We start from the raw sequence: 25,574 nt of genomic DNA, 5'->3' as shown, positions 1-25,574 counted from the left end.
GGGCGTAGCCGTCGCCTTTTTGCGGCCGCTGCGCGGCCCAGCGGGAGCAAGTTCCCTCGCCACCATGACAGTGCTTGCCCTTAACTGAGTGGCATTAGCCCTTGCGGGCCGGTGTTTCTTCAGTGTTAGCTTCACCCTCGGCAGCTTTCGAGCAGGCCAGCGCTTGTCCGGGAGTCGCGAGGGAGGGGTCACCAGATGCCGAAAGCCCTGTTCAGGCTGTTCTTCACCCATCGCCTGGCGGCCCTGGCGGGCGCCGAGTCGTTGCGGGCGATTCGTGAAGGGTTGCTGTGGTTGCTGCCTTGCCTGCTGGTCTCGGCCAGCTTTCTGATCCTGGCCCAATGTGCCCGCGCCCTGGGCCTGCCGGTGCAGGTGTCGGAGATGTTCGCCGGCCTGCACACCCAGATCAACTCGGTGCTGCCGCTGCTGGTGGCGACCTCCATCGGCTACATGTTGGCCATCCGCTACCGCCTGCCGCAATTGCCCGTGGCCCTGCTGTGCCTGGCCCATGTGGTGATCGCCAGCTACCTGTTGCGTGATTACCCGTTGGCGGCGGCGACCTTCGTCCTGTTCATCGCCATCGCTTCGCCCCTGGTCACGGTGCCGATCATTGCCTGGCTGCACCGTCGGCGCTGGACCCGCCTGGTGCACGAAGACCTGGTGGGCTACAACCTCAAGGGCACCATCAACATGGTGCTGCCGGGGGCGGTGACCGTGCTGCTGCTGGTGTGCGTGCTGCAATTGCTGCTGCAGATTCCGCAGATCGCCTACATGCAGCAGCCAATGAGCATCGGCTCGCTGGACAGCCCCTACCGCAGCGCGGCCTTGCTGACCTCGGCCAATTCGATCCTGTGGTTTTTCGGGATTCATGGCTCTTACGCCATGCAGCCGTTGTTCGACGTGATGGACCAGGCTGTGGCGATGAATGCCCACGACCTGGCCGCCGGGCAACCGGTGCGCTTTGCCCTCAACAGCGGCCTGCTGGGCTGCTTCGCCTTTATCGGGGGCTCGGGCGGATCGCTGGCCCTGGTGCTGGCGATCCTGCTGTTTTCGCGCAATCAGTCGATGCGCCTGCTGGCGGTGGCGAGCCTGCCGCTGTCGCTGTTCAACGTCAACGAACTGCTGCTGTTCGGCTTGCCGATCATCCTCAATCCGCGCCTGCTGGTGCCCTTTGTGCTGGTGCCGATGATCAACGTCACCCTGGCACTGGGCGCGGTGCAACTGGGCTGGGTGGCGCCATCGGTGGCCACGGTGCCGTTCACCGCACCGGTGCTGCTCAATGCCTACCTCAGTACCCAGGGCGACTGGGGCGCGGTGTTGCTGCAGGTGGTGCTGCTGGGCCTGGGCACGGTGATTTACGTGCCCTATGTGCGCGCGATCCAGCGCCAGAGCGCGGACAACGCCAAGGTCTACCTGAGGACCTTCGACACCACCTTTCACGGCCTGGAGGAAAAGGGCCGGCTGTTCGAGCTCGATCCGGTGGTGGCCTCCTATAAGGCCGCGGCCCTGCGTGCCCATGCGTTCTCCCGGGTGCAGCAGCTCAGCGAGTACGAGTTCCACCTCGAGTACCAGCCCCAGGTGTCCCAGCGCACGGGGCTCTGCACCGGCTGCGAGGCGCTGCTGCGGGCGCGGGATCGCGGCGGCAGCGAGCAGTCGCCCTGGGAGCTGTTGCAGTGGCTGGGGCAGGCCAAGCTGATGGCGGATGTGGACTTCTGGGTCGCCTCCCAGGCGGTGCGCCAGCACCTGAGTTGGCAAAAAAGCGGTTTCGAATTGCCGATCACGATCAATATTTCCGGCGCGACCCTGGCCAGCGCCGAGCACAGCGAACGCCTCCTGGAAATCCTCGCCCGGGCCCAGGGTCGGGTCTCGGTGGAGGTCACCGAAGATGCGCTGGTGGGCGACGTGCTGATCACCCAACGCCTGATCGGCAAGCTGCATGCCATGGGCGCGCGGTTTTACATCGACGATTTCGGCACCGGCTTTTCCGCCTTGAGTTACCTGCATCAGTTTGCCGTGGACAGCATCAAGATCGACCGCAGTTTTGTCCTCGCCCAGCACGAAGCCAAGGGCGCCCAGGTGCTCAATGGCCTGCTGCGGTTCTGCGAGACCCTGGACCTGGGGGTGGTGGTCGAAGGCGTCGAAACCCGCGAGCAGCTGGATTTTCTACAGTCCAGCTCGGAGCTGATCATCCAGGGCTGGTACTTCAGCAAGGCCTTGCCGGCGGCGCAGATTCCTCAGTTCGTGATCGACACCGCGCAGCGTGTGCAGGCCGCGCGCCGACCGTTGACCGAAGGCTGAGCAAGCGGCCTCAGTGCCGAGCGGCGGGCCGGCTAAACTCGATGCAGTCCGGGCGCGGCAACGCTTGCCAGGCCTCAAGGTCAGCCTGGTCGGCGGCGCGCAACCACAGGCCGTGGTGCTCGATCAGCGGCTCGGCGGGCAGGCTCAGCAACTGGGCCAGGTCCAGTTTCAGCAGGTGGCCGGAATCGCCATCGCGCTCGGGCTGCCAGTCCCGTTCAAACAGGCGAACACTCAAGCGGTTGCCGACAAACGCTTCGAACTGCGGCCGGTTGTGCAACGGCTGCGCCGCGATGCGCAGGCTGCGCTCGCGCACATCCAGCAGCAACAACTGCCAGCCCCGGCCGTTTTGATCGCGGCCCTGGGTTTCGCTCAACAGGCGGGTCAGTGCCAGGTAACGCCCGTCTCCGGACCAGATCATCGACGGCGCCAGGTCCTTCAGCGCGCAACCCGAGGCTGTCAGCAGGTGCCCGCCGAGGCGCGGCATGCTCGGCCGCAGCCAGCTGTCGGCGTACTCGGTCTCGCAGCCGAACAGCCAGGCGGCATCCTCGCCGTTTGGGCTGGGCTGGATGAAATCGCCGTCGGCCACGGCGGCTTGCGGGCGCTGCACCCGGCGCCAGTCCGGCAGGCGTCGCAGCTGTCCAGCCTCGATCTGCAAGGTCGCGACCTGGTAGTACAGGCGTGAGTCTTCGCGGTAACGGCAGAACGGCGCGGCGGTTTCCGCAGGGCCCGCCGGCTGGTTGTAACGCTGCAACGGCTGGCTGTGCAGCGACGGGTCAAGGCGCCCGGCGATCAACGCCAGGCTCAGGCGGGCATCGCGAAAATCGAGGATCCGCGCCGCGAGCATGGGCGGGCCTGGCAGCAACCGACGCTGTTGCACATCCGCCACCAGCACCTGGCCGGCCACCGCTGGGGCCTGGGTAAAGGGCAGCAGGGCCAGGTAGCGCTGACAGGTGGAAACCCGGTGGTCGAGCAGCCAGCGGCCCGGCAGGCTCCAGTCGCCGATCTGGCACTGGTAGCCGCCGAGGCCGTCCGGGTTGTCGCTGAGCCAACTGAAGCGCGCTCGCACCTCGTCGAGCAAGGGTTGGGATTCGATCTGGGCAATGCCGCGCTGGCCCTGGCTGTCCAGCGCCAGCACCAGGCGGATCCGCGCCAGGGGCAGGTCGGCGACCTGGACCCGGCCCTGGGCGTCATGGCCGACCTGGGTCTGGGTGTCGCCGTGGATGCTCTGCAGGCGGTAGCCGTAAGTTCCGCAGTCCGGCTGGGCGCAGTCGAGGTAGGCGTCGAAGCGCAGGTGCTGATGGTCCAGGGCCGGCAGGCTGTACCAATAGAAGGACGGCTCCTGCGGGCTGGCCTGCCATGGCTCGGGCAGCGCCCGCCAGCCCTGGTCGAGTTGCCACAGCCAATAGCCGCGGGTGTCGCTGGCCGAGTCGTCGGCCAGGCAGGCAAATCCGTCGCCGTTCGCGCTCCACACCCGCGGGCTGTCGGCCCCCAGCAGCAGGCCGGAAGGCTGGCCGTCGAGGCTCAGGTGATAGCGCGGGCTGCGCAACGGCTCCAGGGGTTGCTCCAGCGTGCGCAGGCTTGCAGGCAGGGCGATCTGCCCGGTCAGGCAGTGCTGGCCCTCGGGGCTGTGTTCCTCCAGCCCGACCCGGGCCACGGCCTGCTGCCAGGCGCCGGGCTCCAGCCACAGGTCGGCGATCGGCACCAGGTCCACCGCCCGGGCGCCCTGCAGCAATTCTTGCAGCGGGTCCTGGCGCGTGCCGTTGTCCACCAGCGGGCTGTAGCGCCCGCCGAGACCCGCTGCATCGAAGCGGTCCAGTTCCCAGAACTCGCTGTGGGCGCAGTGATACACCCGGCGCTGCTGGCGGTCGAGTATCACCAGCCCCCAGCTCTGGCGCGACGGCACCGGGGCGGCGAAGTAGCGACCGTCCTCGCTGAAGCGCGCCGAGGCGCCCAGGCCCTCCAGCAGCACGCCATCGGGGAACAGGTAGTCGCAATAGGTCGGGCCGCCCATGGCGATTTCACCCTGGTTGAACACCCGGATCGGCTCGCCTTCCGGGGTCACTTGCGGTTCGTTGCCGCCCCAGGCGCTGGGGCCGGAGCCGCCCTGGGTGACGCGGACCAGGCCCAGGCGCCGCTCCAGGCTGCTGATAGCGGCCATCCCGGCAACGATGCTGACAAACGCCGCGGCAATGTCCCAGTACGCCGGCAGCGCCCGGCCCAGGCTGAACCCCAGGCCGAACACCGCGCTGATCAGCAGGCGGATCCAGCCCCGGGCCAGGGTGCTCCAGCCCAGGCGCGCGCTGAGCCAGGCCAGTAGCGCGCAGCTGGCGACCACCAGCAACGCCAGGGGTGGCGGCAGCAGGGTGACGAAAAAGATCGGCAGCAGCAGCGCCAGCATTTGCCAGAGCAGTTCCAGCAGCAGGCGGCCCAGGCTTTTTTCGGCGCTGACGGGGACGGGACGGTTAGCCACCAGGAGCATCCTTGTGCGCAAGAGGGGACAGCGCCCAAGGGGGCGGGCGCGAACCGGGCAAATCTACGCCTTTGGCGCTGAAAAAGGCAGCCTGGCTTTATGGGTCATTATGACTGCGTAGATAGTCATAATGACCCATAAACATCGATGTCATTATGACTCTTATGATTATATCTATCTGAATTTAAAGGGCTTATTGGTTGGCATGAATACTGATACTACAAGGCTGTATCCGAACCTCTGTCGAGGAGTATCCATGATGATCCGTGACTACAGTTCACCGCAGCAGGTCCTGCAACTGTCGAGCAAGGTGCTGGCCCTGGGCGCGTTGTTATTGGCGGTGGGCGTGTATGGCGCCTATTTCTACTCGGGGCCGGTGCCGCTTGGCGCATTGGTGTCCCTGCACACCCTGGTGATTCTCGGGCCGACCTTGCTCAAGGTCGGTTATGTCATGCGTTTATTGGCCCAGCGTCGGTTGTGCGCAGAGCAGGGGAGTGCGGCCTGTGCCATGGCATAAGTCTTACCTGAAGTGGACCGGTCGGCCCTTGTGGAGCCTGGGCTTTCGCCCGTTTTTTCTCGCCGGGGCCGGCTTCGGCTGTATCGCCCTGGCGCTCTGGGGGATGTGGCTGTACGGGCGCTTGCCCGGCGCGCAGCCGGTGGGCGGGATGCTGGCCTGGCATCGGCATGAGATGCCCTTTGGTTTCGCCACGGCGATCATTGCCGGTTTTCTGCTGACCGCGGTGCCGAACTGGACCGGGCGCCCCGGCATCAGTGGCGGGCCGTTGCTCGGGTTGTGGCTGGTCTGGCTGGTGGCGCGCCTGGCGTGGTGGCTGCCGTTGCCGGTGCCGCTGCTGCTCGGGCTGCAGGGGGTGTTTTTGCCGCTGCTGGCTTGGGTCCTGGGCCGTGAACTGGTGGCCGCCGGCAAGCGCGACAATTACCCGATTGTCGCGGTGCTGGGGTTGTTGGCGCTGTGCCAGGGCCTGACCCTGTGGGGCATCGCCGAGAATGACCTGGCCTATCAACGGCGCGGCGTGCTGGCGGCCCTGTGGCTGGTGGCGGCGCTGCTCAGCGTGATTGGCGGGCGGGTGATTCCGTTCTTTATCCAGCGCGGCCTGAACCGCCCGGCCAGCCCGGCGGATCGCCCCTGGACCACGCGCTTGCTGTTGATCACCACCTTGCTGCTGGCGCTGTCCATCGGCCTGGGCCTGGGGGAGCTGCCGACGCCGTGGCTGGCGCTGCCCTATGGTGTGCTCCTGGTCTTGCAGGTGCGGCGGCTGTGGCGTTGGCATGACCTCGGCCTGTGGCGCGTGCCGCTGTTGTGGTCGCTGTACCTGGCCTACGCCTGGCTGGCCCTGGCGGCGCTGGCGATGGTGTTCTGGCACCTGGGTGTATTGCCGTACCAGAGCCTGGCCAGCCACGCTCTGGCGGTGGGCGGGTTGGGTGGTCTGGTGCTGGCGATGATCGCCCGGGTCAGCCTGGGGCATACCGGGCGGCCCCTGCGCGCGCCGATAACGGTGGTGATCGGTTTTGGCCTGATGCTGCTGGCAGCCTTGTGCCGGGTGCTGCTGGTGCCGTTCAACGGCTGGGCGCTGGGGGTGTCGGCGGCCTTGTGGTGCGCGGCCCTGGCCTTGTTTCTGCTGAGTTACAGCGGCTTGCTGCTCAAGCCCCGGCTTTGAGCATTGAAGTGCCTGGAGGGCGGACCTCGGCGGCGGATCGGTAAAACGGCTGGGGGTGAAGGGGGGCAGTGGTCTACTCTAAGCAAAAAAAGTTAGCCGCCTAATGGAGTTCGCGATGTTGTCCCCAGCCAAGCCCGCCAATGAAGCTGCGCGGGTGAAGACCCTACATGCACTGAAGCTGCTCGACACCGAGGCCGAAGAACGTTTCGACCGGCTGACCCGCCTGGCCAAGCGCCTGTTCGGCGTGCCCATCGCCCTGGTCAGCCTGGTGGACGGCGAACGCCAGTGGTTCAAGTCCTGCATGGGCCTGGAGGCCAGCGAAACCTCGCGGGATATCTCCTTCTGCGGGCATGCGATTCTCGGTGAGCAGATCCTCCTGGTCAGCGATGCCGAGCTCGACGACCGTTTTTTTGACAACCCGCTGGTGGTCGGCGAGCCGGGGATTCGTTTCTACGCCGGCTGTCCGCTGACCGTGGCCGATGGCAGCAAGCTCGGCACCCTGTGCCTGATCGACGTCAAGCCACGGGATCTCGATGACGAGGAGCGCGGGCTGCTGCGCGACCTGGGGCGCATGGCCGAGCAGGAACTGGCGGCGGTGCAGATGGCGAGCATGGATGAGCTGACCCTGCTGTCCAACCGCCGCGGCTTCGTGGCCCTGGCCCGTTATGGCCTGGCGGCATGCCAGCGCCTGGACAAACCCGCGACCCTGCTGTTTTTCGACCTCAACGACTTCAAGCAGATCAACGACACCTACGGCCATGCCGAAGGCGACACGGCACTCAAGACCTTCGCCGATGTGCTGCGCATCGCCTTTCGCGAAAGCGACGTGATCGGCCGCCTGGGGGGCGACGAGTTCGTGGCGCTGCTGACCGGCTCCAACCATATCGAGACCTCGGCCATCATGGGCCGCCTGCAAGAAATCCTCGACGAGCGCAACACGACCCTGCAGCGGGGCTACGACTTGCGCTTCAGCGTCGGCCTGGTGGAGTACGCCCCCGAGAGCCAGCAGAGCGTCGAAGACCTGCTGGCCGAGGCGGACAAGGCGATGTACGTGCACAAGCAGGCGCTGCGCAAAAAACCTTGATCGGGGCCTTGGCGAAGCTGTTAACGTCAGGCTCTTTTTCAGTCTGGAAGACGCCCCATGGATGCCCGCGCCAGTGACCTGCTGCACAGCCTGTTGTCGAACCGGCGCAGCCAGCGCGATTTCAGTGACCAGGGCCTGGCCCTGGCACAGCTGAACGCGATCCTGCTGGCCGGCCAGGGCCACACCTCGCCCGACGGCAAGCGTGGCGCACCTTCGGCGCATGCCTTGCACCCTCTGCGCCTGCGGGTGATTGCCCGGCGCGTGGAGGGCCTTGCCTCCGGTGTCCACGATTTCGACAGTGCCTCGGCCACCCTGCATCAGGTCGGCCCGGCCTTGAGCCCGGGCAGCCTCAACGCCGCGGCCCTGGGCGATGAAACCTGGCTGGAGCAGGCCGCCGCCGTGGTGGTGATCATCGCTGACCGCGAGTTGGCGATCCGGCATTTTGCCGAGCAGCAGGCCGATGGTCTTCGGGGTGCGCGCTACGTGGATTTCGAGGCCGGCGCGGTGACCCAGAACATGTACCTGGCCGTGACGGCCGCCGGATTGGGCGCGGTGGTGGTGATGGGCTTCGATGACCTGTCGCTGAACACCACCCTGGGCCTCACGGGCAGCGAGGCGGCAGTGGCGTTGTTTTGTATTGGACAGCCCCGGCGCTAGGTGAATAGCCCCCCTGTGGCGAGGGAGCTTGCTCCCGTTCGGCCGCGTAGCGGTCGTAAGGGGCTGCACTGCCCTGGGTCAGATAAACCGAGGTGGCTGGGGTTGGGCCCGCTGCGCGGGCCAGCGGGAGCAAGCTCCCTCGCCACAAAAGGGCGGCATTGCGCCGCCCACTGGCTGGCTTCCCTCAACGCTGGGCCTTACTCGGCTCCCTCGGGCACCAGGAACGCGGCTTCCAGCAACTGCCGGGTGTAGGGGTGTTGCGGCGCGGCGAAGATGTCCCTGGCGTCGCCCTGTTCCACCACCTGGCCGTGCTTGATCACCATCAGTTGATGGCTCAGGGCCTTGACCACTGCCAGGTCGTGGCTGATGAACAGGTAGGTCAGGTTGTACTTGCTTTGCAGCTTGCGCAGCAGCTCCACCACCTGGCGTTGCACGGTGCGGTCCAGGGCCGAGGTCGGTTCGTCGAGCAGGATCAGCCGTGGCTTGAGCACCAGGGCCCGGGCAATGGCGATGCGCTGGCGCTGGCCACCGGAGAACTCGTGGGGGTAGCGGTTGCGGGTCTCGGGGTCGAGGCCGACTTCCTTGAGGGCGTCGATAATCGCCTGTTCCTGCTCGGCTTCGGTGCCGATCTTGTGGATGCGCAGGCCTTCGCCAACGATCTGGCTGACGCTCATGCGCGGGCTGAGGCTGCCGAACGGGTCCTGGAACACCACCTGCATTTCCCGACGCAGCGGCCGCACCTGTTGCTGCGACAGGCTGTCCAGGGCCTGGCCTTCGAAGCGAATCCCGCCCTTGCTGCCGATCAGCCGCAGGATGGCCAGGCCCAGGGTCGATTTGCCCGAGCCGCTTTCGCCGACGATGCCCAGGGTCTGGCCCTGGGGCAGGCTGAAATTGATGCCGTCCACGGCCTTGACGTAGTCCACGGTGTTGCGCAAAAAGCCCTTCTTGATCGGGAACCAGACTTTCAGGTCGTCGACCTCCAGCAGTGGCGGGCCGACTTCGTTGCTGGCCGGGATGCCGCTGGGTTCCGCCGCCAGCAACTCCTGGGTGTAAGGGTGCTGCGGCGCGCGGAACAGCTCGGCGCACGACGCCTGCTCGACAATCCGCCCGCGCTGCATCACGCACACCCGGTGGGCGATGCGCCGCACCAGGTTCAAGTCGTGGCTGATCAGCAGCAACGCCATGCCCAGGCGCGCCTGCAGCTCCTTGAGCAGTTCGAGGATCTTCAACTGCACGGTGACGTCCAGCGCGGTGGTCGGCTCGTCGGCGATCAGCAGCTCCGGCTCGTTGGCCAGGGCCATGGCGATCATCACCCGTTGCCGTTGGCCGCCGGACAGTTCGTGGGGCAGGGCCTTGAGCCGCTTGTGCGGTTCGGGGATGCCCACCAGCTCCAGCAACTCCAGGGTGCGTCGGGTCGCGACCTTGCCGCTCAGGCCCTTGTGCAGACCGAGCACTTCATTGATCTGCTTCTCGATGCTGTGCAGCGGGTTGAGGGAGGTCATGGGCTCCTGGAAGATCATCGCGATCCGGTTGCCGCGGATATGGCGGATGGTCTTCTCTTTCAGGGTCAGCAGGTCCTGGCCGGAATAAATGATGGTGCCGGAGGGGTGGCGCGCCAGGGGGTAGGGCAGCAGGCGCAGGATCGAGTGCGCGGTCACCGACTTGCCGGAGCCGCTTTCGCCCACCAGGGCCAGGGTTTCGCCGCGCTTGATGTCGAAGCTGATGCCTTCGACCACCCGTTGCTGTTGCTCGCCGACCACAAATTCGACGGCGAGGTCGCGGACTTCGATCAGATTGTCCTGATTCATCTCATTTCCTCGGGTCGAAGGCGTCGCGAGCGGACTCGCCGATAAACACCAGCAGGCTGAGCATGATTGCCAGCACGGCAAAGGCACTGATGCCCAGCCACGGAGCCTGCAGGTTGGATTTGCCCTGGGCCACCAGCTCGCCCAGGGACGGTGCGCCCGGGGGCAGGCCGAAGCCGAGGAAGTCGAGGGCGGTCAGGGTGCCGATGGCGCCGGTGAGGATGAACGGCATGAAGGTCATGGTCGAGACCATGGCGTTGGGCAGGATATGGCGGAACATGATCGCGCCGTTCTGCATGCCCAGGGCCCTGGCCGCGCGCACGTATTCCAGGTTGCGCCCGCGCAGGAACTCGGCGCGCACCACGTCCACCAGGCTCATCCAGGAAAACAGCAGCATGATCCCCAGCAGCCACCAGAAGTTGGGCTGCACGAAACTGGCCAGGATGATCAGCAGGTACAGCACTGGCAGCCCGGACCAGATCTCCAGGAAGCGTTGCCCCACCAGGTCGACCCAGCCGCCGTAGAAGCCCTGCAGGGCGCCGGCGATCACGCCAATGATGGAACTGAGCACAGTCAGGGTCAGGGCGAACAGCACCGAAATCCGGAAGCCGTAGATCACCCGGGCCAGCACGTCGCGGCCCTGGTCATCGGTGCCCAGCAGGTTATCCGCCGAGGGCGGCGCCGGGGCCGGGACCCGCAGGTCGTAGTTGATGCTCTGGTAGCTGAACGGGATCGGCGCCCAGAGCACCCAGGCGTCCTTGGCCGCCAGCAGCTCGCGGATATACGGGCTCTTGTAGTTGGCCTCCAGGGGGAATTCGCCGCCGAAGGTGGTTTCCGGGTAGCGCTTGAGCGCCGGGAAGTACCAGCTGTCGTCGTAATGCACCACCAGCGGCTTGTCGTTGGCGATCAGCTCGGCGCCCAGGCTCGCGCCAAACAGGATCAGGAACAGCCACAGCGACCACCAGCCACGCTTGTTGGCCTTGAAGCGCTCGAAGCGCCGACGATTGAGGGGGGACAGTTTCATCTCAATGCTCCCGGCTTTCGAAGTCGATGCGCGGATCGACCAGGGTGTAGGTGAGGTCGCCGATCAGTTTCACCACCAGCCCCAGCAGGGTGAAGATGAACAGGGTGCCGAACACCACCGGGTAATCGCGGTTGATCGCCGCTTCAAAACTCATCAGGCCCAGGCCGTCGAGGGAGAAGATCACTTCCACCAGCAACGAACCGGTGAAGAAAATCCCGATAAAAGCCGAGGGGAAGCCGGCGATCACCAGCAGCATGGCGTTGCGGAACACGTGGCCGTACAGGACTTTGCGCTGGGTCAGGCCCTTGGCCTTGGCGGTGATCACGTACTGCTTGTTGATCTCGTCGAGGAAGCTGTTCTTGGTGAGCAGGGTCATGGTTGCGAAGTTGCCGATCACCAGGGCCGTCACCGGCAGGGCCAGGTGCCAGAAGTAGTCGAGGATCTTGCCGCCCCAGCTCAACTGTTCGAAATTGTTGGAGGTCAGCCCGCGCAAGGGGAACCAGTCGAAGTAACTGCCGCCAGCGAACACCACGATCAGCAGGATCGCGAACAGGAACGCCGGGATCGCGTAGCCGACGATGATCGCCGAGCTGGTCCAGACATCGAAGTGGCTACCGTGGCGGGTGGCCTTGGCGATCCCCAGGGGGATCGACACCAGGTACATGATCAGGGTGCTCCAGAGCCCGAGGGAGATGGACACCGGCATCTTCTCCTTGATCAGGTCCACCACCTTGGCATCGCGAAAGAAGCTGTCGCCGAAATCCAGGGTCGCGTAGTTCTTGATCATGATCCACAGGCGTTCCGGCGCCGATTTGTCGAAGCCGTACATCTTCTCGATTTCCTTGACCAGGGCCGGGTCCAGGCCCTGGGCGCCACGGTAGCTGGAACCGGCCACCGAGACTTCGGCGCCGCCGCCGGCAATGCGGCTGGTGGCGCCTTCGAAACCTTCGAGCTTGGCGATCATCTGCTCCACCGGCCCGCCGGGCGCGGCCTGGATGATGACGAAGTTGATCAGCAGGATACCCAGCAGGGTGGGGATGATCAGCAGCAGTCGACGAACAATGTAGGCCAGCATCTTATTGCTCCACGCCGGCCGGTTGGGCCGGGTCCTGGCTGCTTGAGGTCACGGCGGGCTTGGCGTCGGGCTTGATCCACCAGGTGGCGGTGCCGATGTCGTACTTGGGCGAGACCTTGGGGTGGCCGACATGGTCCCAGTAGGCCACGCGCCAGGTCTTGATATGCCAGTTGGGGATCACGTAGTAGCCCCATTGCAACACCCGGTCCAGGGCGCGGGCATGGGCCACCAGGCTCTGGCGCGAGTCGGCGTTGATCAGGTCTTCGACCAGGGCGTCGATGGTCGGGTCCTTGAGGCCGATGAAATTGCGGCTGCCCGGCTTGTCGGCGCTGGAGGACTGCCAGAACTCGCGCTGCTCGTTACCCGGCGAGTTGGACTGGGGGAAGCTGCCGACCACCATGTCGAAATCTCGCGAGCGCAGGCGGGTGATGTACTGGGACACGTCGACCCGGCGGATCACCAGGTCAATCCCCAGGTCGCTGAGGTTGCGCTTGAACGGCAGCAGCACCCGTTCGAATTCGGTCTGTGCCAGCAGGAACTCGATCACCACCGGCTTGCCCTGGGCGTCGACCATCTTGTCGTCGACGATGCGCCAGCCGGCTTCCTGCAGCAGTTGGTAGGCCTGGCGTTGCTGGGCGCGGATCATGCCGCTGCCATCGCACACCGACGGCTCGAAGGCTTCGCTGAAGACCTGGGCCGGCAGTTTGCTGCGCAGCGGGCCGAGGACTTTCAGCTCTGCGGCATCGGGCAAGCCGGTGGCCGCCATCTCGGAGTTTTCAAAGTAGCTGCGGGTGCGGGTGTAGGCGCCGTTGAACAGCTGCTTGTTGGTCCATTCAAAATCCAGCAGCAGGCTCAGGGCCTGGCGCACCCGTACGTCCTGGAACACCGGGCGGCGGATGTTGTAGACAAAACCCTGCATGCCGGTGGGGTTGCCGTTGGCGATCTGCTCCTTGATCAGCCGCCCGGCAGCGACGGCGGGGGTGTTGTAGGCGGTGGCCCAGTTCTTCGCGCTCATCTCCAGCCAGAAGTCGAATTGCCCGGCCTTGAGCGCTTCCAGGGCCACGGTGTTGTCGCGGTAGTAGTCGGTGGCCATGACATCGAAGTTGTAGAAGCCCCGGTTGATCGGCAGGTCCTTGCCCCAGTAATCCTTGACCCGCTCGTAGCGGATCGAGCGCCCGGCCTTGACCTCGGACACCTTGTACGGGCCGCTGCCCAGGGGGATCTCCAGGTTGCCCTTGGCGAAATCGCGGTTTTCCCACCAGTGCTTGGGCAGCACGGGCAACTGGCCGAGGATCAGCGGCAACTCGCGGTTGTTGTTGTGCTTGAACGTGAACAGCACCCGCAGCGGGTCTTCGGCCACCACGTCGGCGACGTCGGCGTAATAGCCCCGGTACAGCGGCGCGCCGGATTTGATCAGGGTCTGGAAGGTGAACACCACGTCCTCGGCACGCACCGGGTGGCCGTCATGGAAGCGCGCTTCGGGGCGCAGGTAGAAGCGCACCCAGCTGTTGTCCGGGGCCTTTTCGATCTTGCCGGCGATCAGCCCGTACTCGGTGAAGGGCTCATCCAGGCTCTGGCGCATCAGGGTGTCGTAGATCAGGCCGATATTGTCCGCCGGCACGCCTTTGTTGATAAACGGGTTGAGGCTGTCGAACGCGCCGAAGCCGGCTTCGCGGAACGTACCGCCCTTGGGCGCATCCGGGTTGACGAAGTCGAAGTGCTTGAAGTCGGCGGGGTATTTCGGCGGTTCGTTGTACAGGGTCAGGGCATGTTGCGGGGCGGCCTGGGCCAGGCAGGCCAGAGTCGAAAGCAGCAGGCCGCTGGCCTGCAGCAGTGCGCGCATGGTCATCATTGGGCTTTCTCCGAAGACTTCAGCCACCACGCGCTCAGGCCCAATTGGTAGGGCGGCGTGGTGACGAAGGCGAACCGGTTGCGGTACGCCAGGCGATGATAATTGAGGTACCAGTTGGGAATGATGTAGTGCTGCCACAGCAGCACCCGATCCAGGGCCCGGCCGGCGGCCAGTTGCTCGTCGCGGGTCTGGGCGGCGAGCAGTTGTTCCAGCAGGTGATCGACGATTGGATTGGCGATGCCCGCGTAGTTCTTGCTGCCCTTGACTCCGACCTGGCTCGAATGGAAGTACTGCCACTGCTCAAGGCCGGGGCTCAGGGTCTGGTTGAGGGTCATGAGGATCATGTCGAAATCGAACTGGTCCAGGCGCTGCTTGTACTGCGCCCGATCCACCGTGCGCAGGCGTGCATCGATGCCGATACTGGCGAGGTTTTCGATATAGGGCTGCAGGATTCGCTCCAGGTTCGGATTGACCAGCAGCAACTCGAAACGCAGCGGCTCGCCCTGGCTGTTGACCAGGCGCTGGCCATTGAGCTTCCAGCCGGCGTCGCCGAGCAGGCCCAGGGCGCGGCGCAGGGTGTCCCGGGGAATGCCGCGGCCGTCGGTCTGGGGCAGGCTGAAGGGCTGGGTGAAGAGCTTGGCCGGCAATTGCTCGCGGTACGGCGACAGCATCAGCCACTCATGGCCGACCGGCAGGCCGCTGGCCGAGAACTCGCTGTTGGGGTAGTAGCTCATGGCGCGCTTGTAGGCGCCGCTGAACAGGGTGCGGTTGGTCCATTCGAAGTCGAACATCAGCCCCAGGGCTTCGCGCACCTTGACCTCGGCAAAGGTCGCGCGCCGGGTGTTCATGAACAGGCCCTGGGTCTGGGTCGGAATCTGGTGCGCAACCTGGGCCTTGATCACATCGCCGCGATTGACCGCCGGGAAGTTGTAGCCGTTGGCCCAGTTCTTGGCCTGGTGCTCGATGTAGATGTCGAACTCGCCAGCCTTGAAGGCTTCGAAGGCCACGTCGCTGTCGCGGTAGAACTCGACTTCGACCCGGTCGAAATTATTGAAACCCCGGTTCACCGGCAGGTTCTCGCCCCAGTAGTCCTTGACCCGCTCGAACACCAGTTGGCGGCCGGGCTGGACCCGGGTGATGCGGTACGGCCCGCTGCCCAGGGGCGGCTCGAAGGTGGTGGCCTTGAAGTCTCGATCCTTCCAGTAGTGCTGGGGCAGCACCGGCAGCTCGCCCATGCGCAGGATCAGCAGCGGGTTGCCGGCACGCTTGAACACAAAACGGATCCGCAGCGGGCCGAGGATGTCGACCCGTTGCACTTCCTGCAGGTTGGTGCGGTATTGCGGATGGCCTTCCTTGAGCAGGACCCGATAGGAAAACGCCACGTCCCGGGCGGTGATCGGCGTGCCATCGTGGAAGCGCGCTTCGGGCCGCAGGTTGAACACCACCCAGCTGCGGTCCTCGCTGTATTCGACGGAGCGCGCGATCAGGCCGTAGCTGGAAGTGGGTTCGTCGCCGGACGGGGCATACAGGCCGGTGCCGACCATCAACGGCTCATTCAGCTCGTTGACCCCGTATTGCAGGAAGTTGGGGGTGGTGACTGGGCTGGTGCCCTTGAAGGTATAGGGGTTGAGGGTGTCGAAGGTGCCAAAGGCCATGACCCGCAAGGTGCCGCCTTTGGGCGCTGCGGGGTTCACCCAATCGTAATGGGTGAACTTGGCTGGGTACTTGAGCGTGCCGAACTGCGCATAACCATGACTTTCGGTGATCGTTGCGCTTGCGGGAAAGCTCAAGGCCAGACTGATTAGGAACAGGAGGAGGGGACGCATCAAGTCAGAGATCCGATCCAGGCGGCTTGGGCTTAGTGCTCGGTACAGTAACAGCTTGTATCAGCAGGAAAAAGGCCGTTGTAGCGGGCTTTCCAAGGCTTGGACAGGGGTATGGAGCGAGTGAGGGTTTCCGTGGCCAAAGAATGGCTGCGCTGGTCACCATGAGCGCCGTGCAACCTCAGACAGACAAGATCAAGGAAAGGGCTTGCCAGCGCTACGCACTGGAGCGGGAGCAAGCTCCCTCGCCACGGCGGGCTTGCTGCTCAGCGCAAGCCCTTTGAGCGTCATCTATCAGTGCGGCAGGTAAACCGTCAGCATCTGCCCGGGCTTGAGGGCCTGGCCGGCGCGCGGGTTCCAGCGCTTGAGGTGCTGCATCTCGACGTTGAAACGCTTGGCGACCATGTACAGCGAGTCGCCTTGCTTGACCTTGTACTGGGTCGACTTCTTGTTGTTGGCTGCGACCACCGTGGTGGTGCGGCCTGCAGTACGCCGGGTCTTGTCCTGCATGACCAGGGTCTGGCCGACCTTGAGGTTCTTGCCGGTCAGCTGGTTCCAGCGTTGCAGGTCCTTGACCTCGACCTTGTTGGCCTTGGCGATGGTGCCCAGGTTGTCGCCGCGCTTGACCCGATAGGTGCGCTTGACGCCGGCGATCTCGGCGCGGGTTGCGCCTTCGAACACCGGCTTGAGCGGACGCTGGCTGATCAGCTCTTCAGGGCGCATGGTCGACAGGCTGGTGGTCAGCAACTGTGCCTTGGACGTTGGCACCAGCAGGTGCTGCGGGCCGTCGATGGTGGTGCGCTGCTTGAATGCCGGGTTGAGCTGGAACAGTTCGTCCTCGTCGATATTGGCCACCGCTGCGACCTTGGACAGGTCCATGCGCTGGTTGATCTCGACCACCTGGAAGTACGGTTCGTTGGCGATCGGGTTGAGGTTGACCCCGTACGCCTCGGGCGACAGCACCACCTGGGACAGGGCCAGCAGCTTGGGCACGTAGGCCTGGGTTTCTGCCGGCAGCGGCAGGTTCCAGTAATCGGTGGGCAGGCCGAGCTTTTCATTGCGCTCGATGGCCCGGCTGACCGTGCCTTCGCCGGCGTTGTAGGCGGCCAGGGCCAGCAGCCAGTCGCCGTTGAACATGTCGTGCAGGCGGGTCAGGTAGTCCATGGCCGCGGTGGTCGAGGCGGTGATATCGCGCCGGCCATCGTAGAAACGGGTCTGGCGCAGGTTGAAGTAGCGACCGGTGGAAGGAATGAACTGCCACAAGCCCACCGCATCGGCCCGGGAATAGGCCATGGGGTTGTAGGCGCTTTCAATCACGGGCAGCAGGGCCAGTTCCAGCGGCATGTTGCGCTCTTCAAGGCGCTCGACGATGTAGTGGATGTAGAGGCTGCCGCGCTCGCCGGCGTTTTCCAGGAACGATGGGTTACTGGCAAACCACAGGCGCTGTTGTTCAATGCGAGGGTTGACGCCCAGGCCGTCCTGCAGCTGGAAGCCCTGGCGCATGCGTTCCCAGACATCCTGGGGCACTTGCGGGCTGGGTTTTTCACTGAGCCAGATCGGCTTTTGCTTGATCCGGGCGTTGAAATTCTGGGTATGGCTGGCTTCGGTCTGGGGGACGTGGCTGGTGCTTTGGCAGCCCGCCAGGGTGGCGGACACAGCCACCGCGATAGCTTGAGCCAATCGCGTCAATGCGTCTGAATTGATGGTTTTACGAATAGATGACGACATTGGCTGGAAGTAAGTTCCGGGCAAAAATGTCGGGCGATTCTAGGAACCGCCCGAGGTTCGGTCAACCATTCAGAATTTTTGTACCAGGCAGCGGGGGTCTTAGAACTTATCTTTCCAAGCCCTCAAGGCCGCAAAAACCGCACTCTGCGACAGGTTATCCAGGCCATTCCGTTCGTCCGCTTTTTGTTTAACGGATGTTTCCGCGGTGCGTAGAAAAGGGTTGGTGAGTTTTTCCAGGGCCAGGGTCGAGGGCAGGGTCATGCGCCCGTCCTCACGCAGTTGGATGACCGTCGCCAGGCGCTCGGCGATGTCCGGGTTATGCGGCTCCACGGCCTGGGCGAACTTGAGGTTGCTCAGGGTGTACTCATGGGTGCAGTACACCCGGGTCTCGGCCGGCAGCGCGGCCAGGCTGTCGAGGGACTGGTGCATCTGCTCCGGGGTGCCTTCGAACAACCGCCCGCAGCCGGCGGCGAACAGGGTATCGCCGCAGAACAGCAGGCCGTCGTGGTAATAGGCGATATGCCCCAGGGTGTGCCCGGGTACGCTCATGACCCGAAATTCGCAGCCCAGTACGCTGACTTGGTCCTGGTCATCGAGCGCCACGTCGCGCCCGGGGATGTTCTCCCGGGCCGGGCCGTAGACCGTGGCGCCGCTCAATTGCTTGAGCTGCTCCACGCCGCCGACGTGATCGTGATGGTGATGGGTGATCAGGATATCGCTGAGGACCCAGCCTGGGTGCTGTTGCAGCCAGGCCACCACAGGCGCCGCATCACCCGGATCGACCACCGCGCAACGTTGGTGGTGCTGATCCTGTAACAACCAGATGTAGTTATCGGTGAAGGCGGGCAGGGCACTGATCTGTATCATCGTCGGATTCGCCAAGCGGAAAACAATGGCGCATCTTAGAACTTCTTGGCGGGTTGGAGAATGCAATGACCGATAAAGCGTTCGCTCAGGCCGATCCTGACTGGCTGGCGTTGATCAGCGCGGCCCGTGACTGGCTGTCCGGCCCCCTGGGCCAATTTTTGCTCGATGAAGAACGGCGCATGCTCGAAGACGAGCTGGGGCGTTTTTTTGGCGGTTACCTGGTGCATTACGGGCCTTCGGCGCAAACCCCGCCTGCGGCCCCCCAGGTGCAGCGCAACGTGCGCCTGGGCGCGCCCCTGCCGGGAGTGGAGATTGTCTGCGAAGAGCAGGCCTGGCCCCTGAGCGAGCATGCCGCCGACGTGGTGGTGTTGCAGCACGGCCTGGATTTCTGCCTGTCGCCCCACGGCCTGCTGCGCGAGGCGGCCAGCGCGGTGCGCCCGGGTGGCCATTTGCTGATTGTCGGGATCAACCCCTGGAGCAGTTGGGGCTTGCGCCATGTCTTTGCCCATGACGCTTTGCGCCAGGCGCGCTGCATTTCCCCGTCGCGGGTTGGCGACTGGCTGAACCTGCTGGGCTTCGCGCTGGAGAAACGCTGCTTCGGGTGCTATCGTCCGCCGCTTGCTTCCCCGACGTGGCAGGCCCGCCTGGCCGGCTGGGAACGCAAGGCCGGTGACTGGCAACTGTCGGGCGGCGGCTTCTATCTGCTGGTGGCGCGCAAGATCGTGGTCGGCCTGCGCCCGGTGCGCCAGGTGCGGCGCGAGCCGATGGGCAAGCTGGTGCCAATGCCGATGGCCAAGGTCAACCGCCGTAACGTCGAACCCTGAAACTTTCTTTTTATTGCAGGCCGGGCTTTCCGGTCGCGGACTGCGTCGCCCGATCAGCGCCAGACCGCACGGCACTCTTGATGGATAGGTTGTAAATGAGCGATAGCGTAGAACTCTTTACCGATGGCGCCTGCAAGGGCAACCCGGGCCCTGGCGGCTGGGGCGCGTTGCTGGTGTGCAAGGGCGTTGAAAAGGAGTTGTGGGGCGGCGAAGCCAATACCACCAACAATCGCATGGAACTGCTGGGCGCCATCCGTGGCCTTGAGGAACTCAAGCGGCCCTGCGAAGTGACCCTGGTGACCGACTCGCAGTACGTGATGAAAGGCATCACCGAGTGGATGGTCAACTGGAAGAAGCGCGGCTGGAAAACCGCAGCCAAGGAACCGGTGAAAAACGCCGACCTGTGGAAACTCCTGGACGAGCAAGTCAGCCGCCACACCGTGACCTGGAAATGGGTCCGCGGGCATATCGGCCACCCTGGCAACGAACGGGCCGACCAACTGGCCAACCGTGGCGTCGATGAAGTGCGCGGCTACAAACAGTCCTGATCCCCTCACGCGCGTCATCCGCCCCGAGCATGCTAAAATCGCGCCCTTTGAAACATTGAGACCTGAGCACTGATGGCCAACAGATCTGTTGTACTCGATACCGAAACCACCGGCATGCCGGTGACCGACGGCCACCGGATCATTGAAATCGGCTGCGTCGAGTTGATGGGTCGACGCCTGACCGGGCGTCACTTCCACGTGTACCTGCAACCGGATCGCGAGAGTGACGAAGGCGCCATCGGCGTCCACGGCATCACCAACGAATTCCTGGTGGGCAAGCCGCGTTTTGCCGAGGTCGCCGACGAGTTCTTCGAGTTCATCAAGGGCGCACAGCTGATCATCCACAACGCGGCGTTCGACGTTGGTTTCATCAACAACGAATTCGCCTTGATGGGCCAGCACGAACGGGCTGACATCACCCAGCACTGCACCATCCTCGACACCCTGATGATGGCCCGTGAGCGTCACCCGGGGCAGCGCAACAGCCTGGATGCCCTGTGCAAACGCTACGGCGTCGACAACTCCGGCCGTGAATTGCACGGCGCCTTGCTCGACTCGGAGATTCTCGCCGACGTCTACCTGACCATGACCGGCGGCCAGACCAGCCTGTCCCTGGCGGGCAACGCCTCGGACGGCAACGGCTCCGGCGAAGGTTCGGGCAACCGCGCCAGTGAAATCCGCCGCTTGCCGGCAGACCGCCAGCCGGCGCGAATCATTCGGGCCAGCGAAGCCGAGCTTGCCGAGCACCAGGTGCGCCTGGAAATCATCGCCAAATCCGCCGGCGCGCCGGCACTCTGGACCCAGCTGGCCGAGGCCAAGGCCCAGCAGCAGTAGTTGTGCTCGCGCGACCTTTTATTGTCGAAGGTCGCAGCGGGGCTTACACCCAGCGGCTCAAGCCTCTACCCTGAGGTGATTGGCGGGCCAAGGTCCGCCGCCTCAGGACACCCCGCCCCATGTACAAAGACCTGAAATTCCCGGTGCTGATCGTGCACCGCGACATCAAGGCCGACACCGTTGCCGGTGATCGGGTTCGCGGTATCGCCCGGGAGCTGGAGCAGGAAGGCTTCAGTATCTTTTCCGCCGTGGACTACGCCGAAGGCCGCCTGGTGGCCTCGACCCATCACGGCCTGGCCTGCATGTTGATCGCTGCCGAAGGCGCCGGGGAAAACACCCACCTGTTGCAGAACATGGTCGAGCTGATTCGCCTGGCCCGGGTACGTGCGCCCCATCTGCCGATCTTCGCCCTGGGCGAGCAGGTGACTCTGGAGAACGCCCCGGCCGACGCCATGAGCGAACTCAACCAGTTGCGGGGCATCCTTTACCTGTTTGAAGACACCGTGCCTTTCCTCGCCCGACAGGTGGCCCGCGCCGCGCGCAATTACCTGGATGGCCTGCTGCCACCGTTTTTCAAGGCCCTGGTGCAGCACACCGCCGATTCCAACTACTCCTGGCACACCCCGGGCCATGGCGGCGGCGTGGCTTATCGCAAGAGCCCGGTGGGGCAGGCGTTTCATCAGTTCTTTGGCGAAAACACCTTGCGCTCGGACTTGTCGGTCTCGGTTCCGGAGCTGGGTTCCCTGCTGGATCACACCGGGCCCCTGGCCGAAGCCGAAGCCCGCGCTGCGCGCAACTTCGGCGCCGATCACACGTTTTTCGTGATCAATGGCACCTCCACCGCAAACAAGATTGTCTGGCACTCCATGGTCGGTCGCGATGACCTGGTGCTGGTCGACCGCAACTGCCACAAGTCGGTGTTGCACTCGATCATCATGACCGGGGCCATCCCCCTGTACCTGTGCCCGGAGCGCAACGAGCTGGGGATTATCGGGCCGATTCCCCTGAGCGAGTTCAGCCGCGAGTCGATCCAGGCCAAGATCGATGCCAGCCCCTTGACCCGGGGCCGGCCGCCCAAGGTCAAGCTGGCGGTGATCACCAACTCGACCTATGACGGCCTGTGCTACAACGCCGAGCTGATCAAGCAGAGCCTGGGCAACAGCGTCGAGGTCCTGCATTTCGACGAGGCCTGGTACGCCTACGCGGCGTTCCACGAATTCTTCGCCGGGCGCTACGGCATGGGCACCACGCGTTCGGCCGACAGCCCGCTGGTGTTCACCACCCACTCGACCCACAAGTTGCTGGCGGCCTTCAGCCAGGCTTCGATGATCCACGTGCAGGACGGCGGCGCCCGGCAACTGGATCGCGACCGCTTCAACGAAGCCTTTATGATGCACATCTCCACCTCGCCGCAGTACAGCATCATCGCCTCGCTGGATGTGGCCTCGGCCATGATGGAAGGCCCGGCCGGGCGCTCGCTGTTGCAGGAGATGTTCGACGAAGCCCTGAGCTTTCGCCGCGCCCTGGCCAACCTGCGGCTGCACATCGCCGCCGATGACTGGTGGTTTTCCATCTGGCAGCCGCCCCGGGTCGAGGGCATCGACCAGGTCCACACCCAGGACTGGCTGCTGGAGCCCGAAGGCGAGTGGCACGGCTTTGCCGGGGTCACCGACGACTATGTGCTGCTGGACCCGATCAAGGTCACCCTGGTCATGCCCGGCCTGACGGCGGGCGGTGCCCTGAGCGACAAGGGGATCCCGGCGGCGGTGGTCAGCAAGTTTCTCTGGGAGCGTGGCCTGGTGGTCGAGAAGACCGGGCTCTATTCGTTCCTGGTGCTGTTCTCCATGGGCATCACCAAGGGCAAGTGGAGCACCTTGCTCACCGAACTGCTGGAGTTCAAGCGCAATTACGACGCCAACGTCAGCCTCGGCCACTGCCTGCCGAGCGTGGCGCAGATCAACCCGGCGCGTTACCAGGGCATGGGCCTGCGCGACCTGTGCGACCAGCTCCATGCCTGTTACCGCAGCAACGCCACGGCCAAGCACCTCAAGCGCATGTACACCGTGCTGCCCGAAGTGGCGCTGAAACCGGCCGACGCCTATGACCACCTGGTGCGTGGCGAAGTCGAGGCGGTGTCGATCGACGCCCTGCAGGGACGGGTCGCCGCTGTGATGCTGGTGCCGTACCCGCCGGGGATTCCGCTGATCATGCCCGGCGAGCGGTTTACCGAGCAGACCCGGTCGATCATCGATTACCTGGCGTTCGCCCGTACGTTCGACAGCAGCTTCCCTGGCTTCGTCGCCGACGTGCACGGCTTGCAACATGAAGATCAGGGCAATGGGCGGCACTACACTGTCGATTGCATCAAGGTTTGAGGACGTTCCCCGCTATGCAGCCAGCCATGAATCCCAAGTACCCCGGCCTGTCGGTGCGGGTCGCCGACGACGGGTTTCCCGCCTATGTCTGGGGCAGTGATTTCAGTTTCGAAGTCACGGCCTACGCCCAGGCTGAAACCGGCAAGGCAGTGGCGCAGTGGCCGCTCACGTCCATCGAGCCGTACCGCAAGTGCTACGGCATCGACCCGGAGGAGTTCAGCAGCTACCGCGACGCGGCCGACAGCGCGATTTTCATGGCCTACCTCGACGATCAGCCGGTGGGGCATGTGGTGGTCAGCACCAACTGGAACGGTTACGCCCATATCGACGAGCTGGCAGTGCATGCACCGGCGCGGCGCCACGGGGTGGCCAAGGCGTTGCTGGATGTGGCGCAGTTCTGGAGCCGCAAGAAAAAACTCCCGGGCATCATGCTCGAAACCCAGAACAACAATATCGGTGCCTGCCGCCTGTATGAACGCTGCGGTTACGTGATTGGCGGGGTCGATCACCTGCGTTATCGCGGTATCGATCCGCAGACTTCGGAAGTGGCGATTTTCTGGTACCGACTGTTCGCCGACGAGTTCGCCGCCCAGGGTTAGCCGGCGAGCAAGGCTTCGGCCTTCTCCGTCAGCAGTTCGAGCAGGGCGCTGATCACGCTGGACGGCTCGCTTTGGTGCAGGCTCAAGGCATACAGCGTCACGCTGATCGGTGGCGATAGCGGGCACACGTCGAGGCCGCCACTGCGTGCGCCGAGGGCGGTGAAGGGGTCGACAATCGCCAGGCCTTCGCCGGCTTCGACCATGCTGCGCATCATTTGGTAGGTCTGGACCCGGGTCTGAATTACCGGGCTGGGGCGAATATTCTGCAGCTTGCTGTCCAGGGTCACGCTGAGCGGGTCCTGGCCTTCCAGGCCAACCATCGCCTGGCCGGCGAGGTCTTGCAGGGCGATGTACTTCTGCTTGGGTTGCAGCCAGCCGTGGGGCGCGAGCAATTGCAGCTTGCCCTGGGCCAGGGGTTGGCAGTGGATATCGCGGTGTTCGGGGTTGTGCAGGCTCAGGCCCAGGTCGCAGTCGCGCAGCAACAGGCGTTTGACGATCTCGCGGGTGCCGTGGCTGGCCAGGCTGCAGGGGGTGTCGGGGAAGCGCCGGCGCAGGGCGGCGATGCTTTGCGGCAGCAGTTGCTGGGCCAGGGGCGGGGTGCCGTCGACCCGCAGCGGGGGCGCTTGATACTGCTTGAGGCTGGCAGCCAGACGTTGCACGGGTTCGAAGGCGTCGTAGATGCCGCTGATCCCGGCCTGCAACTCACGGGCTTCGCGAGTGGCCTGCAGACGTCCGCGGACGCTGGCGAAGAGCATGAAGCCCAGCTGGCTTTCGGCATCGCGCAAAAGCGCCTCGACCTCGGCCACCGACAATTGCAACAGCTCGGCGGCGGTGCCCAGGTGCCCGGTTTGCAGGAGCGCCTGAATCACTTCGATATGACGTAAACGCATGCTTGAAGTCCATGTCCAGGCAGTGAGGGATTCAATCGCTTGAATCCTAACTCAAGTCCGCGCATATGACTTCTGCTCATGACACCGGGTTATGAGGCAATGAAAGTCTCGGGTTCGCGAATGATGGTGATGTCCGACTGAATCAGCAGAAACTGGTTGTCGTCGAGTTTTTTGACGCGGTCGCCAATGGCCAGGCGGTAGGTGGTCACAGGCTCGGAGCCGGTGAGGCCGTCTGCCGACGGGGTGGATTCCTGGAATTCATGCACCGAATAGACGCGGCCTTCTGCGTCTCTTGCATGAAACTGTCCGACGAGTACTGCTGCCATCTTTTAGAGCCTCTGGAGATAAATCACTCAATTTGCGGTTCTGTAGACCGTGCTTGGGCGAGGTAAGTTTTGTACCGGTAAAAAAATAGTCCACCGCCGCAACGGGCGGTGCCGGGCAGCGCTGAAACAGGCTCCGGGGCACCATCAATTTGTGCGAACGGGGTGGCAGGATCGACCCGCGGTCATCTATAACTAGCGTCTTGTTCAACCAGATAGTCAGGAAGCAACCATGAGCAACGTTTACACGATTGCAGTGCTGGTCGGTAGTTTGAGAAAAGCCTCTATCAACCGCAAAGTGGCACTGGCGCTGGCTGAACTGGCGCCTGCCAACCTCAAATTGAACATCGTCGAGATCGGCGACCTGCCGCTCTATAACGAAGACATCGATGTTGCACCGCCGGCAGCCTACAGTACTTTTCGGCAACAAGTGAGCGCATCCGACGCGGTGCTGTTCGTGACCCCGGAATACAACCGCTCGGTGCCCGCGCCCTTGAAGAATGCGATTGACGTCGGTTCGCGGCCATATGGCCAGAGCGCCTGGAGCGGCAAGCCGGGTGCGGTGATCAGTGTTTCCCCCGGTGCCATCGGCGGCTTCGGCGCCAACCACCACCTGCGCCAGTCCCTGGTGTTTCTCAACGTGCCCTGCATGCAACAGCCGGAAGCCTACCTGGGCGGCGCGGGGTCGGCGTTCGATGACAACGGCAAGCTGTCCGAGGCCACCCGGCCATTCCTGCAGAGCTTTATCAATGCCTACGCGCAGTGGGTCGAGCAGCACAAAAAAGCCTGACCCGCAGTCGCCGGCTTCCACGGAAGTCGGCACGC

General features: G+C 64.3%; 21 protein-coding genes. 11 read left to right on the top strand and 10 right to left on the bottom strand.

The genetic code is table 11. The features are described from left to right. The first annotated feature begins 195 nt into the window (after window positions 1–195). The gene (locus tag CF161_RS08245; RefSeq protein WP_020296105.1) at window positions 196–2,295 is read left to right on the top strand and encodes an EAL domain-containing protein; all 2,100 of its coding nucleotides are present in this window, start codon (window positions 196–198) and stop codon (window positions 2,293–2,295) included. A gap of 10 nt (window positions 2,296–2,305) precedes the next feature. On the opposite strand, the gene CF161_RS08240 is transcribed toward CF161_RS08245, so the two are convergent. Then, window positions 2,306–4,774 (bottom strand): hypothetical protein, encoded by a 2,469-nt coding sequence (locus tag CF161_RS08240; RefSeq protein ID WP_043228892.1) that lies wholly within the window; start codon window positions 4,772–4,774, stop codon window positions 2,306–2,308. A gap of 250 nt (window positions 4,775–5,024) precedes the next feature. Between CF161_RS08240 and CF161_RS08235 the strand changes: the two genes are divergently transcribed. The 4 genes from CF161_RS08235 to CF161_RS08220 all read left to right on the top strand — a co-directional run bounded on the left by CF161_RS08235 (window position 5,025) and on the right by CF161_RS08220 (window position 8,182). Then, the gene (locus CF161_RS08235) at window positions 5,025–5,282 is read left to right on the top strand and encodes a hypothetical protein (RefSeq protein ID WP_020296103.1); all 258 of its coding nucleotides are present in this window, start codon (window positions 5,025–5,027) and stop codon (window positions 5,280–5,282) included. A 28-nt stretch (window positions 5,283–5,310) separates the two neighbouring features. Next, complete coding sequence (locus tag CF161_RS08230) at window positions 5,311–6,441, top strand: NnrS family protein (protein ID WP_020296102.1); 1,131 nt, start codon at window positions 5,311–5,313, stop codon at window positions 6,439–6,441. Between the two features lie 115 nt (window positions 6,442–6,556). Further along, window positions 6,557–7,525, top strand: a complete 969-nt coding sequence (locus CF161_RS08225) for a diguanylate cyclase (protein WP_020296101.1) — start codon at window positions 6,557–6,559, stop codon at window positions 7,523–7,525. A 57-nt stretch (window positions 7,526–7,582) separates the two neighbouring features. After that, window positions 7,583–8,182: a SagB/ThcOx family dehydrogenase gene (locus tag CF161_RS08220; protein WP_020296100.1), complete on the top strand. Its 600-nt coding sequence runs from the start codon at window positions 7,583–7,585 to the stop codon at window positions 8,180–8,182. A 197-nt stretch (window positions 8,183–8,379) separates the two neighbouring features. Here the strand turns inward: CF161_RS08220 and CF161_RS08215 are convergent, their stop codons facing one another. From CF161_RS08215 to gloB, 7 genes are all read right to left on the bottom strand, one after another. Continuing rightward, complete coding sequence (locus CF161_RS08215) at window positions 8,380–9,990, bottom strand: ABC transporter ATP-binding protein (protein ID WP_020296099.1); 1,611 nt, start codon at window positions 9,988–9,990, stop codon at window positions 8,380–8,382. Window position 9,991: 1 nt separating this feature from the next. Continuing rightward, complete coding sequence (locus tag CF161_RS08210) at window positions 9,992–11,011, bottom strand: ABC transporter permease (protein WP_020296098.1); 1,020 nt, start codon at window positions 11,009–11,011, stop codon at window positions 9,992–9,994. 1 nt (window position 11,012) lies between these two features. Next, window positions 11,013–12,086, bottom strand: a complete 1,074-nt coding sequence (locus tag CF161_RS08205; protein ID WP_020296097.1) for a microcin C ABC transporter permease YejB — start codon at window positions 12,084–12,086, stop codon at window positions 11,013–11,015. Between the two features lies 1 nt (window position 12,087). Beyond that, window positions 12,088–13,938, bottom strand: coding sequence for an extracellular solute-binding protein (locus tag CF161_RS08200; RefSeq protein WP_043228889.1), 1,851 nt, complete (start codon window positions 13,936–13,938; stop codon window positions 12,088–12,090). Beyond that, the gene (locus CF161_RS08195) at window positions 13,935–15,764 is read right to left on the bottom strand and encodes an extracellular solute-binding protein (RefSeq protein WP_020296095.1); all 1,830 of its coding nucleotides are present in this window, start codon (window positions 15,762–15,764) and stop codon (window positions 13,935–13,937) included. The genes CF161_RS08200 and CF161_RS08195 overlap by 4 nt, the downstream gene beginning before the upstream one ends. Window positions 15,765–16,055: 291 nt before the next feature. Next, window positions 16,056–17,489: a transglycosylase SLT domain-containing protein gene (locus tag CF161_RS08190; RefSeq protein ID WP_020296094.1), complete on the bottom strand. Its 1,434-nt coding sequence runs from the start codon at window positions 17,487–17,489 to the stop codon at window positions 16,056–16,058. Window positions 17,490–17,588: 99 nt separating this feature from the next. After that, a complete protein-coding gene (gene gloB / locus CF161_RS08185; protein WP_020296093.1) occupies window positions 17,589–18,356 on the bottom strand; it encodes a hydroxyacylglutathione hydrolase in 768 nt (255 codons plus the stop codon). A 65-nt stretch (window positions 18,357–18,421) separates the two neighbouring features. Between gloB and CF161_RS08180 the strand changes: the two genes are divergently transcribed. The 5 genes from CF161_RS08180 (at window position 18,422) to CF161_RS08160 (ending at window position 23,536) form a co-directional block, all read left to right on the top strand. Next, the gene (locus CF161_RS08180) at window positions 18,422–19,180 is read left to right on the top strand and encodes a class I SAM-dependent methyltransferase (protein WP_020296092.1); all 759 of its coding nucleotides are present in this window, start codon (window positions 18,422–18,424) and stop codon (window positions 19,178–19,180) included. A gap of 95 nt (window positions 19,181–19,275) precedes the next feature. Beyond that, complete coding sequence (gene rnhA, locus CF161_RS08175; protein WP_020296091.1) at window positions 19,276–19,728, top strand: ribonuclease HI; 453 nt, start codon at window positions 19,276–19,278, stop codon at window positions 19,726–19,728. A 72-nt stretch (window positions 19,729–19,800) separates the two neighbouring features. Next, window positions 19,801–20,562 carry a DNA polymerase III subunit epsilon gene (dnaQ, locus tag CF161_RS08170; RefSeq protein WP_020296090.1) on the top strand — a complete coding sequence of 254 codons (762 nt, stop codon included), beginning with the start codon at window positions 19,801–19,803 and terminating at the stop codon, window positions 20,560–20,562. A gap of 119 nt (window positions 20,563–20,681) precedes the next feature. Next, window positions 20,682–22,937, top strand: a complete 2,256-nt coding sequence (locus CF161_RS08165) for an arginine/lysine/ornithine decarboxylase (RefSeq protein WP_020296089.1) — start codon at window positions 20,682–20,684, stop codon at window positions 22,935–22,937. Window positions 22,938–22,951: 14 nt separating this feature from the next. Beyond that, entirely contained in the window at window positions 22,952–23,536 is a 585-nt protein-coding gene (locus CF161_RS08160) for a GNAT family N-acetyltransferase (protein WP_020296088.1), read from the top strand. On the opposite strand, the gene CF161_RS08155 is transcribed toward CF161_RS08160, so the two are convergent. Both CF161_RS08155 and CF161_RS08150 read right to left on the bottom strand, forming a co-directional pair. Further along, entirely contained in the window at window positions 23,533–24,426 is an 894-nt protein-coding gene (locus CF161_RS08155; protein ID WP_020296087.1) for a LysR substrate-binding domain-containing protein, read from the bottom strand. The two genes, CF161_RS08160 and CF161_RS08155, sit on opposite strands and share 4 nt — an antisense overlap. Window positions 24,427–24,515: 89 nt before the next feature. Beyond that, window positions 24,516–24,752, bottom strand: a complete 237-nt coding sequence (locus tag CF161_RS08150; RefSeq protein WP_043228887.1) for a hypothetical protein — start codon at window positions 24,750–24,752, stop codon at window positions 24,516–24,518. A gap of 229 nt (window positions 24,753–24,981) precedes the next feature. Here CF161_RS08150 and CF161_RS08145 point away from each other — a divergent pair, with 229 nt between their 5' ends. Beyond that, on the top strand, window positions 24,982–25,539 hold the full coding sequence (locus CF161_RS08145; protein ID WP_020296085.1) for an NADPH-dependent FMN reductase: 558 nt from the start codon (window positions 24,982–24,984) through the stop codon (window positions 25,537–25,539). Window positions 25,540–25,574 lie beyond the last annotated feature (35 nt).

Origin of the sequence: Pseudomonas sp. CF161 (assembly GCF_000416215.1) — a bacterium.
Taxonomy (GTDB): domain Bacteria; phylum Pseudomonadota; class Gammaproteobacteria; order Pseudomonadales; family Pseudomonadaceae; genus Aquipseudomonas.
The sequence above is the reverse complement of the archived record's forward strand: the minus strand, read 5'-3'. Positions and strand labels throughout refer to the sequence as shown.